We start from the raw sequence: 13,017 nt of genomic DNA, 5'->3' as shown, positions 1-13,017 counted from the left end.
GCCTGAAATTTTAATAAATTATCATCTAACAAATAATGTAGTAATCATCCCCAGGGGACTATTCACTGAATATCACTTTAATGCTCAAAATTTTTCCCAGGGACAGTCAACTTAATATAAGACCAAATTGCACAAAAAAAGCTGAATATTGCTATTCAACTTTTTTGTTTTGGAAATTAGTTTTTATTCTTCGTCTTTTTTCGACTTTTTAACAAGAAAGTAGATGCTAAGACCAATTCCTGCGGTAAATAATCCAAGTAAAATTCATCAGAAAATACTTAAATGATCTGCTTTTGATTTTGTTTTTAATGCTTCTTGTAGTGCACTGTAGATTACTTCGGAAGCATCTTTTTGTTCAATGCTATTAATTAAATTAATATCATTTTCGCTAATTTTTGAAGCAGGTTTATTGGTAATTTCAAAGTAGTTTTTATCACTTAATTCTTTGTTAAATTCACTATATTTATCTGAAATAATTTTATTAATTGAATTTAACGCTTCATCAAACTTACTTTGATCTTCATTAATTAATGAATCGACTAAATTCATTTCACCGTTAGCAACTTGATTCAATTGTTCTTTTTGTGAAATTAATTGATCTTTTAATTTGCTGAATTCTTCATGTGTAACTGCAAAATCAACTGAGTCTTTAATTGCAGCAACTAAAGCATCTTTTAGATCTTGGTAATTTTCATCAAGAACATGTGAATTACGGTAGTTAGTTAATGCATTTGTTAAATCATTGTATTTTTTCAATCCATCAACAATCTTGTCATAATCTGGATTTGTTACACCAGAATCAGCAAGATCTTTGATTAATTGGTCTAACTGTTCATTATTTAAAGTATGGTTGCTAATTTCATCAACTAATTTCTTAATTAATTCGTTAGCTTTAATAATGTCATCTTTAAGTTTGTTGTATCAGTTTTCTTGACTTGAGTCAGCATTTACAACTTTATCTCTTAATTGTTCTTTATCTGCATTAGATAAATTAGGTTGTTCATTAATTAAATTAATTAATTCTTGTTTTTGATCGTTGATTTTTTGAGCTTCACGGAGAATTTCATTACGTTTAACTGGATCATCTTCATTTTGAATTAGATCTTTAAAATGTTCTTTTTCTTGCTCAGAAAGATTTGGTAATTCATCAACAATTTTTTTCAAGTCTTCTTTATTGTCATAAATTTGCTTGATTGCATCTTTGATTTTATCAATCGCTTCTTGAATTTCTTCAACTGTTGCGTTTTCAAGGTTTTCAAGAACTTTTTTACCATTTTCAATTGCAACATTATAAGCATTTTGTTTTTCTGGAGTCGAAGTAGTGTAAGGATATTTTTGGACAAACTCACTTGCTTCATTGACTAATTTTTCTAATTCCGCTGCATTTAAGAATTTGTTTTGTTCATCATTAAGTGCTTCAAAAGCTTTTTTAAGTTTTAAGTATATATCATTAGTTTCATCAAAATTAAGATTTGCGGTGTCATAAGTTTCAGGATGTTGATTATTAACTAATTTTTTAGCATCATTTAAAGCTTTTTCGTAGTTATTACGTTTTTCTTCAGATGCTTTATTATAGTAGATTGAACCTTTAATTTTATTTTCTTTTGCAATTTCATCTTTTAACTCTTTCATCTTATTATCAAGATTTTGAGCTTCATCTAAAATTGCTGGATTATCAACCAAGTCATTATTTTTAATTCTGTTAATTAAATCATCTTTTTGACTTTGATTAAGATTTTCAAGGTTTTGAATAGATTTAATATTATTGTTTTTGTCAGCAATTAATTTATTAAGTTTATCTTGCAATGTTTCTACTTGGCCTGCTTCATCATTATGTTTATCAATGTTATTTACTTGGCCTATTAAATCAGCTTTTTCTTTTGGTGATAAAACTTCTGAATTATTAATTTGTTCAATTAAATCATTTTCTAAACCATTTAACTCTTCATATGAGTGCTGTAATGATTTGTCATTATTTGATAATAAATCTTCCAATAATTTATTATCAACTCCATTATCTGAATCTGATGTTAATAATTTTTTAACTTCAGTTAATTTATTATCAAATTGTTCTTTATTATCAGCTTTATTGTATTTTGTGTTATTTGGATCAGCAATTGATTTTTCATAGTTTTTGACTAATTTATCTAAAGCTGCCATTTTTTTACTTAAATTAATTGCATCTTCATAAGCTTTTTGCGCTTCTGCTAAATCAGTCGCATTATTAATTGCTTCTTTAGCTTCAGTTAATTGTTTTGGATTAAGAATATTTGGTAAATTAGGTTGATTTACATTATTTTCTAATTTATTAATTAAAGCTTCTTTTTGTGCATCAAAAACAATTTTGCTAAATTTCTCTGGATTGGTAATTACATTATTTTCATCCAATGTCATTGGTTTATCAATGATTTGTTTAATGTATTTATCTTTAGCAGCTTGATCTAAATCATTAGCATCAATTGCTTTAATTTGATCTACATAAACTTTTTTGGCATCATTAATAATTTGTGCTTGCTCTTTTAATTTCGCAATAGTTTCATCTGTAATTGGATTTTGATTAAGTTTTTCTTTAAAGCTTGCTTTTTCAGCTGCACTTAAATATGGCGCATTGTCAACATATTTAAGAGCTTCATCACGTTTTATATTAGTATTAGCTAATTTTAGATTATCAATTGCTTTTTGTACTGCATCTAAATTTGCATTGTAATTAAATGTATCGTTTGGATCGGTAGTTTCTTTACCATTTTTAATTTTATTAGCCACATTTAAAGCACTATCAAAGGCATCTTTATTATTTTTATCAGCATTTTGATATGCACTTGAATTAGGTACATCTTTAACATTTTTAATTGCTTGTTTTAACTCAAGCATTTTGTTGTCTAAAGTTGTTGCATTATTTTCAATAGTTTCTAATTGATCATTATCACTGGATTTAATTTGACTAATGTATGAATCCTTTTGTTGTTGATTTAAGTTTTCATAAGCATTGATTCTATTAATTGCAGCTTTTTTAACTGCTTCGATTTGGCTAATTTCACCTTTAATATCATTTAAAGTTAACTTAGTGCCATCATCATTAGCTTTTTCTAAAGTATTAGGATCTAATGAATTTAGTTTGTTAATTAACTCTTGTTTTTGATTTGGAGATAAATATTCATTATTATTCACTTCTTGAATAGTTTTTTGAATATCACCATCTAAGGCTTCATATTTAGTTTGAATTTGACCTTTAGTATTAGTGTCCTCATTACCAATTCAATTATCTAAATTATCTGTACCTAAATCGGTAGCATTAGTTTTATCTAATAATTTTTTAGCATCTTCAATTACTTTATCAAAAGCATTTTTAGGCGTTTCTGAAGCATAGGTATATTTGTCTAATGGTTTTTTAGCTTCATAGTTTTTAACTATTTCATCTAATTTAGCCATTTTATCATCTAGTGTTTGACCATTATTTTTAGCTTCTTGAGCTTTTTCTAATGTATCAGCAGTTTTGATTTTCTTAATTACATCGTCCAATTGTGCTTTGTTCAAATGATTAAATTCTTTAGTAGCTTCATTTACTAAAACTTGTTTATCAGTTTCTAATTCAATTTCTTTTACTTTTGCAATTGAATTAGTGTCGGGGTTATCAATTTTGTTTTTTAATTCATTTGCTTGTTCATCAGTTAATTTATTTGCTTTAACTAATTCATCAATTTTAGTTTTTAAGTTATTTTTAGCTTCTTGTAAATTAGTTAAGAAACCAGAAATTGTGATTGTGCCTTCAGTAGTTGAATTAATGTTATTTAAACCATCTTTAGTTGATTGCAATACATATTTAACACTTAATTCTCCAGTTTCATCATTAGCAGCAATATCTTTAATAATAATTTTTGCTTTTGAAGTAGTCGGCTTTTGAATTATGGTTGTAAAGTATGAATTGTTATTATTGGCAATCACTTCATCTTTTTTGTCGACTAATGAACTTGCCTTAATTTCAGCTTTATTAGTTGAAACATAATTAATTGTTTTATTTACATTATTATTAGTAACTAAAGCATTTAATCTTTGCTCCTCAGTTTGTAAACCAGTGATTTGCGCAGTTTTATCAACTACATGAATATCTGTTAAATTAGTACGTTTTGAATAAATATTATATTGAATATCTAAAGTACCAGTTCTATCATCAAATCCTGTAATTACTATATCTTTAGCTTGATCATTATTAGTTGTATGAGGTGTAATATCACTTAAAACAACATCAGAAGGACTAATAGTTTCTTTATTTTGAATTGCATTTTCTCAATCGTAATTTAGAGCTTCTAATCTTTCTAATTCAGTTTTAAAGCCTTTAATAGTATTAGCATTTTTACTTCTGGTTTGATTAATTACAATTTCAACATCATTTCTGGTTTGAGATACTAAAGTATAGCTAACAGTAATTTCACCTTTTCTATCATCACGACTAATAATTTGCATTGAACCTGATTTAAGTGCAATTTGAGCTTCACTTAATTCACGATTTTCACTTAATTTAACTTGTATATTATTTGGAATAACATCACTTATGTTGAAGTTAGGTAGATAATTTTGTTTATTAGGATAGTCAATTAATAGACTTGGAATTAATCTTTTAATTCTATTTTGTTCTTCTTCAGCATTAGTTACATAACCAGCAAAGCTTAATAGTGGATTTGATGTATCAGACTTAATTACAGGTGCCTGAGTTGGTGCATCTGGTCACTCACCACCAATTAAACCATTTTGACCTTCTAATGGACGAGTTGAAATTAATTTATATCCTAATTCAATTGTTCCTGTTTCATCATTAGCATTTTGAGTATCCAAAATAGTTTCTACTTGTACACCTTGATTTTGACCATATTGAGTTAATTGAACATTGAAATCGTCTGAAGTTAGTTGTGAAGCCTTTTTCTGATTAGCTCCATCATTTTTTCTATCTTCTTTAGCAGTAATTGAAACAGGTTGATTTGTTTGAGCAACTAAATCATTTAATCTATCTAATTCAGTTTTATAACCAGTTAAAGTTACATATTTATAATCAGATTTAACACCTTTCAAACCTTCTTTAGTTGATTGTAATCTATATCTAACTCTTAATTTACCAGTGATATCATCATAAGCTAGAATTTTTTGATCACTGAAAGTATGATCACTACTTGGGATAATTGTTCAGATTCAGTTAGAATCAATAATTTTAACTTTTGAAGCTAAAATTTGATTTCTATTTGAATAATCAATTGTATGAGTATAACCATCATTTTTATCATCAGGATTGATATTATCCAATCTTTCTTTTTCAGCTTGAGCTAAAGTTTTAAAACCAGACAATGAACCAGATTTAGTTTCGCTTGATATAACTGTGTTTAAATTATGGCCACTTACCACTCCTCTAGTCGAAACTAAACGATATGTATAATCAATGCTATTAGTTTGATTATTAGCTGTTTTTGAAACAATTTCCACTCTTGCATTATCTAAATTATTTAAAGTTAAAACTAAATGATCTAAAGCTTCTTGAGGTAGGTATTTTCCATAGTCTGTGCCATCAATACCTGTTAATGAAGCAGTTGCTTCATTATTTGTAAATAAAGCATCTAGTCTTTGTTGTTCAGTTTTAAAGTTGTTTAAAACAATGGTTTGTACATCGGTATTAACATTTTCGTAAATGCCACCTTTAGTACTATGGATTACATAAGCAACTGTGATAGTTCCATTTAAATCATTTTTATCAGTAATATTTTGAATAAGAATTTCAGCATTATTATCAGTTGAATTGATAACTGCACTAATTCCAGAAATTTGTGAGCTAGAAGCTAAAATTTCATCGCTATTTGGATAGGTAATTTGAACATTAGCTACCAAATTCATTAATCTTTGTTTTTCAGCCTCTTGATCAATTTTATTTTGTTCTGATTGAGTTTTAAATCCAGTAATTACTAAATCTTTACTTTGACTTTCTGGTGCTTGGTAATTAGTTACATTTCAATTTGAGATTAAATCACTTTGAGTTTTGGTGGTAACTAATTTAAGATTTAAAGTATTTTGACCAGTTGAATCATCAGAAGTAATTGAGTTAATTGCAAGACTTGCTTTATTAGTTGTTTGTTTGGTTACTTCATATGAATAATTAGCTTTATCATTTGCAGGAGCTATTGAAGGTAATTGATTATTTTTAGTACCATTGAAAGTAATATCACCTTCAACTAAGCTATTTAAAAGTCCATTTAATCTTTGTGCTTCAGTTTTAAGTCCAGTAATAATAATTTCTTTTGGTTCAGAATAAACATCTTGACCGTTTTTATTACTTTTTAGCTTGTAAGTAAGTTTAATCGATCCAATTACGTCATTGTATCCAGTAATTGTTTTATTAACTACACTAATAGTGTTATCTTTTGGACTTAATTGAATTTGATCTGCTGTAAAACTTGAAGCCATTTTAGTTTTGTCAATGTTAACATCTAAATCAGAATCAGTTTTGGCATCTAATTCTTGTTTTTCACGATCTAAATTACTTTGGAATCCAGACATTGTAGCACTTAATGTTTTAGAAACTACAGTGTTGTTAGGAATATCAGTTCTAGTTGATTTTAAGTGATAGGTAAATTTAATGTTTCCATTTGGATTAGTTTCTGAAATTGAATCAATTACTAATTCAACATTATTTTGATTATTAATATTGGTCAATTGACCATTTAATTGTTCTGCTAAATAACCTGAAAGATTTTCTTTAGTTACTTCATTAACAGTAGTTTTATCTTTAGCTTTAGTTCCACTAAAGTTAAATTCTTTGTCTTTATTATCAATTAAGTTATTTAATCTTTGCTCTTCAGTTAAGTAACCACTGATGGTAATTTCTTTATCTGTTGAAGTTAATTCTTCACCGTGTTTATTACTTTTAACTACAAAAACAGCAGTTAATGTACCATTAACATCATCTCATGATTTAACTGATTTGATTTCAATAGTTTCATTTGTATGGTTAGCATTATCATTAGTTGCAAAAGTAATGTTAATTTTTTTAACATTGTTAGTAAATGAAGAAGCTAATTTAGTGCTATCTGCAGTTCCAACAAAATTTGCTGTAGTATAAGCATCAATAGTGTTTTGCTCTTTTTCTTTATTACTCATAAAGCCATCAATTTTAACTTGAGCAGTTTTTGAAGTCACAGTTTGATTATCTAAATTAGTTTTAGTTGATTGCAATTTGTAAGTTACAAGCACAGCATGTTCATCATTTGGATCAGGCGTAATAGATTCAATAACAATTTGTGCTTTATTAGTTTCACCATTAGCTAAAGTCCCGCTAAATTGTTCTTTAGTTAAATCTTCAATAGCAGTAGTATTCTTAGTATCATTAAATGTAATTGTTTTTGTAACAGTATTGTTATCAATTAAATTATTTAATCTTTGTGCTTCAGTTAAAGTGCTTAAAGCATTAGAGTTATTTAAAGTAAAAGTCTTAGATGAAATAATATCAGTTAGGTTTTCTTTAGTTGATTGATATTTGTAACTTAAATCCAATTTTCCTGTTACTTCATTAGTATTACTAATATTTAACTGCACTGGTGTTACATCAGCTGGAATTGTATTTGTTAGAAATTCAACATCATTAGTTGTAATTTCACTAGCAGTTTTATTATTTTTTACACTATCTTTTACTTTAGCTAAAGCAGCATCTAATGAATTTAATCTAGCGACTTCTTCATTGTAACGTTGCTCACCATTTAAATTGTTGATTGCATTTTGAATTTTAGTATTCATTGTATCAACATTATTTTTATTCATTAAATTTTCATTATTAGACTCTAAAGTAGTCAATAAATCTTCCGCTTCTTTTATTGCTCCAGCTTTTTGATTGTTGTTTTTGTTTGGATTTCCATCATATGCACTTCTTAAAGCATCAGTTGCATATTTATAATTATTGCTTTGATTAATTATGTTTTGATTGTTAATATAGTCACGCAAAGTCTTCATTGAAGAATTTAAAGCACTATTAGTAGTATCTTGTGCATTAACACCTGCAATAGTATTTTGAGCATTGATTAAAATAATTGCTTTATCTTTTTGTGCTTGAGTTAATGATGAATAATTTGAATTAATTTTAGCAATTGCATCTTTTTTAGCTTTTTGCAATCTTTCTTCACCATTTAAGTTGCTAATTGCATCTTGAATTGCTTTTGTTCTAGTTTGAACATCTTGCAATGATAAATTAGATCCTTGAGTTTTATTAACATCGGTTTTTTGTTGATTAACTGCATTATCTAAAGCACTTTGATTATCTGCTTCAGTATAATCTATACCTTTTTTAATTGTTTCAATATTAGCAGTTGCATCAATATAATCCTTCATTGCGTTATTTAAGGTATTCGCTTCAGAAACTTTTTGATCTAATTGATCAATTGGAGCATTTTGAATACTATTTTTTATATCTTCTTTTTGTGCATTATTTAAATATTGATAAGTATCAATTATTCTTTTCTTTTCATCTCTTTTATTTTGTTCGTTTTGTGCCTGTGTTAAAAATCCAGTTCTAGTTTGTGAAGCTGAAGCATTACTTTTAATATCTACAGATGAAGGCAGTTCATCAGCAATAGTAACTAAATCATTTGCTTCCCTTGTAGTTTTTAATTTGTAAGTATATGAAATTGATCCATTAGTGTCATTATTTGCGGGATTAGATAAATCAGTTAATGTGACATTATTATCATTAGCAAAATTATTAATAAGTGAAATTGTATAGTCAGTATTCAAAGTTGAATCTGAAGCACGTTTGATTGGATTAGCTGTAATATTAAGAATTGTTTTTTGAGTATTATTAGTATCTTGAGTAATTAGACTATTTAATCTATCTGCTTCAGTTTGGAATCCAGTAATTTCAGCGGTTTTTTCAGCTGAAATAGCAGTATTATCAATAGTTGATTGCAATTTATATGCAACTTTGATTTTCCCTGTAATGTCGTTGTAACCAAGATATTTAACGCTACCAGGGTAAATTTGAGTATTAGCAGGTAAAGTTCATTTAATATCATTACTGTTATTATTTGCCCTTACAACAATTGAAGCCTGAATTGTTGATTTTTGCGCAACATTTTTATATTCTGGTGTTGCACTAGCATTATTGATTCTGTTTCTTTCATCACTAAAACCAGTAATTGTATAAGTTTTGTTTTGTGTATAAACATTATCTTTATCAGCGCTTTTAACAATTTTATAAGTGATTGTTAAAGCTCCTTGACTATCATCAGCACTGACACTAACAATTTCAGCTTCGACATCATTTGAATTAGGGCTAATGCTATCTGTTGTAATTGAATCTCTATTATATGTAGAAGGTTTAATGTTTTTGTCTGGATAACCAAAAGTTGCAGTATAGTCTTTAATTTTTTCTCTTTCAGTATTAATATCAGTTCATTTTTGAACAATTGTTTGAATATTTTTATCTGAACCAATTAATACTTTATTTGAGTAGTCTTGATTTGCTACATATGTATCTTTATATAATTCAGCTTGATCAATTAAACTTTTAACACTGGTTTTTTCAGACTGGCTTAAATATGTAAGATTATCAATTTTGCTTTTAGCATTGCTTTTAGCAGTAGTAAAAGCTGAATTCATTGCTTTATTAATTCTACTGTAATAAGTTTCATTGACTGCTAAAGTTTTCGTTTGAGTGTCATATGTAAAAGGTCGATCTCAACCTAAATTAGTTAATAAATTGTTAACAATTTCAAATTTTTCACCTGATGTTTCAGTACCACTCAAATTTTGAAAATTATTAATTTCTTTTTTAAACTCTACATAGGATCCATCAATTTCCTCACCAGTTAATTTATTAATTCAATTTTGTTGCAAGGTATTTTTACCATTGTTGTAAAAAGTTGTCAACGTGCTAGTTGATTCAAAAATGTTTGAAATTGTCTTATTGTTTGCATCTTTTAAATTTGCATCAAAAGTATCAAAAGAATTTAAATTAATAGAATTGTTTGATTTTGTAAAAACAGCATAATTTTTAAAATCATTTTGAGGTTTTTGTTGCTCTAAAATTTGAGTTTCTAAATTATTTTTTTCTGTTACAAGAGAATTTAAATTTGCAATAGTATCTAAAACATTCTTAATATTAGATTTGTACAAACTTGATGTTGTTGAGTCAAAAGTTTTAACTTGTTCTGCAGTTGTTAAAGTATTAATAACACCTTGAATAAGATTATTAGTTAACAAATTAGTTGCTCTTGTATTATTTGTTGAATAAGTTTGAGAATTAACTTGTGTAATTTCATAATCATTCAATTTGCTATATAGAGAATTTAAATTATTTTTCCCTGAAGTTAAAATACTATTAAAATTATTAACTAAACCATTTTTAATTGTTTCTAAAGATTCTTTTAATCTTTCAAATGTGCTTGTAGAGCTTAAAACAGTCGATGAATTTCTATCTTTAACTGTTCCATCGTTGTAATATTCTACAGATTGTAATTTAATAATATCAGCGTTTCTACTAATAAATTCTTCCAAGTAATTTTTAGTTGCAATATTTGCTAAAGCATAAAGCATTTTTTTGGTTGCTAATGCATTTCATTGAGGATCATAAAGTTGTGTATTAAGTGGAAATTCACGGACTTCCTTATATTTTTCTTCAATACTTTTTTGTAAATCATCAATTTGATCTATTTTAGTTTTTCAACTGTTTTTAGCTGGTTCATTTGTAAATTCATTATCACTCTTAAAAGAAGTATCAGCTTCAACATATCTAGTTAAAGCATCTTTTTCACCTTTAGTTAATCATTTTTTAGATTGAATATATCTTTTAAGATACTCTAAATCTGTAAATGTGTATTCAATTGGTGCAAAATCAAGATATTCTCTTCCGAAAGTAGTTGAAGCAGAAGCTGTTGTAGATTTAGTAATCATTCTTCATTTTTTTCTGTCAACATCTGAAGCAAAAGTAGCATTTAAACGCAAGTTAGATAAATTACTATAACTTTTATAATCTTGATAAATATTTCTTGTTCTAATGACATTTTTGTTGTAATTAGAAACACCATTCTTATCTATATTGTATGTAAAAGCATTATTCCCGGTTTCAGAAATAGATAAATTAGCTTGTGGGATTCCATCAGTTGCCTGATTGTAAAATTTAAGATTATCTTGAATTTTTTCTTCAGTATTAAATTTCTTTAAATATGACTGTTTCCGATCAGCCATTTTAATAAATCCACCAATAACCTTGTAATCATCTCTACTATTTAAATTTCTATATTCTGAAACTCCAAAATATGTTTTACTTCCAGTGGTAGAACCAGCATTACCAGCATATAATTGATTAAAAGGTTCAGTTGAATTATTAAATGGTTTCATTTCTAATTCAACTACAGCCCCTGCAACAATTTCATTATGTGATGTACTTGTATTAACTCTAAAAACAAATAATCCCCCTTGATTTTGAGTTATATTATTTTTAGTAATAACAGGAGTACTATCTCTAATTATTGAGTGTTGAAATAAACCAAAAGCAACTTGATTATATTTATTGGTTGTGAAAGAAAAATTAGAATTTCTTACTGATTGTGGAGTATAACCTCTAATTAAAATATCATAAAGTTCATTACTTCCTTGTTGTCTAGTGTTTTTTCATCAGTTTCTTTGATTTCTATTTGCATCTGACATATTATTTTCGTATTCATCAGGAATATGATCATAGTATGGCAAATAAGCATAGTCGCTAATATAAGCTATTTTTGACTTACCGTTTATAGTTGTACTAACTGATTTACCTGTACTAGTTACTTGTTGAGTTTTACCTATTCATGGACTTATTTCCATAACACCAATATTAGCTTTAGGATCATCATTGATATTTATAGTATATGTAGTTAATTTACCTTCAGTTTGATCAATATTAATACTGCTACTATCTTGTTTAACAAATAAGTGAATTTTGATATCGCCAACTAATCTAATATCGTCCGAAAAGTAAATTCCAGCAGTAAAAAAGTCATTATTTGTGTCAGCATTAGTTAGGTTAATACCAACTTTAATTTTTTTACTATTAGTTAATGGATTAAATCCATTTCCATTTCATCAAGAACCGGTACCATCAGGTAATGAAGACGAAGAGGCATCTCTTTCTCAAGAATACATATGACCAATTTCATTAGCAAAACCATTACCATTTCAATTGGTTTGATTAATATTTGTTGGTAAACCTGGGGTTGAAGCATCGAATAATCTATATCATGCATCACCAGTTACACTTCATTTAAGTTTATCATTTCCAGTTTGACTTAAATTAGTTACTCCTTTTGAATCTAAAGAGTTGTATCACCTATGAACTGTGCCATTACTATAATTATTATAACCTGTTCAAATATCATCTGAAATATTAGAATTAACTTTATCAAACACATAATTAACATCATTAATTGCAATATTCACATCTTGTTTTGAATAATTTGCTGAAAGAGGCAAAATTAAACTTGAAACAGATAATGAAGATGATAAAAGCAAAATCAATTTTTTATTTTTCATATTTTCTCCTTTTAGTTCATTAAGAACTAAAATCTTGATATATATCTATCTAAAAGATAGATATAACCGTATTTTACTTTTTTTTTTTTTTTTTAGAACTCTTTGTAAATTTTTTATAGATGGAAAAGAGATTTTTACCACTTAAAAAAACAAAAAAACACCTGTAATACAGACGTTTTAGTCATTTTTATGGTATGAAAAATAATTTTTATATTTTTGTTTTTGAAATTTGTTTTGCCAGTTTGTATGTAATAATTATTTGCAAAATTAAACCGATAACAAAAGGAGTTAATATTCAAATCAATCCATAGTAAATTGGATAATTAAAAAGTTAATTATTGATTCCAGCAACCATTTCCCTGCGTTTCCTAGTTAGTAGTATTGATTGTTATTTTCTGAAATTTTAATAAATTATGATCTAACAAATAATGTAGTAATCCTCCCCCCAGGGTACTATTCACTTAATATCACTTTAATACTCGAAAT

General features: G+C 26.9%; 1 protein-coding gene. It reads right to left on the bottom strand.

Annotation, left to right across the window (positions count from 1 at the left end):
• Window positions 1–183: 183 nt before the first annotated feature.
• A complete protein-coding gene (locus BLA55_RS00680) occupies window positions 184–12,531 on the bottom strand; it encodes a lipoprotein 17-related variable surface protein (protein WP_073372208.1) in 12,348 nt (4,115 codons plus the stop codon).
• Between the last annotated feature and the right edge of the window lie 486 nt (window positions 12,532–13,017).

This window comes from Mycoplasmopsis pullorum, assembly GCF_001900245.1.
GTDB lineage: Bacteria > Bacillota_I > Bacilli_A > Mycoplasmatales > Metamycoplasmataceae > Mycoplasmopsis > Mycoplasmopsis pullorum.
Note: the sequence above shows the minus strand (reverse complement) of the source record. Positions and strands in the feature narration are given on the sequence as shown.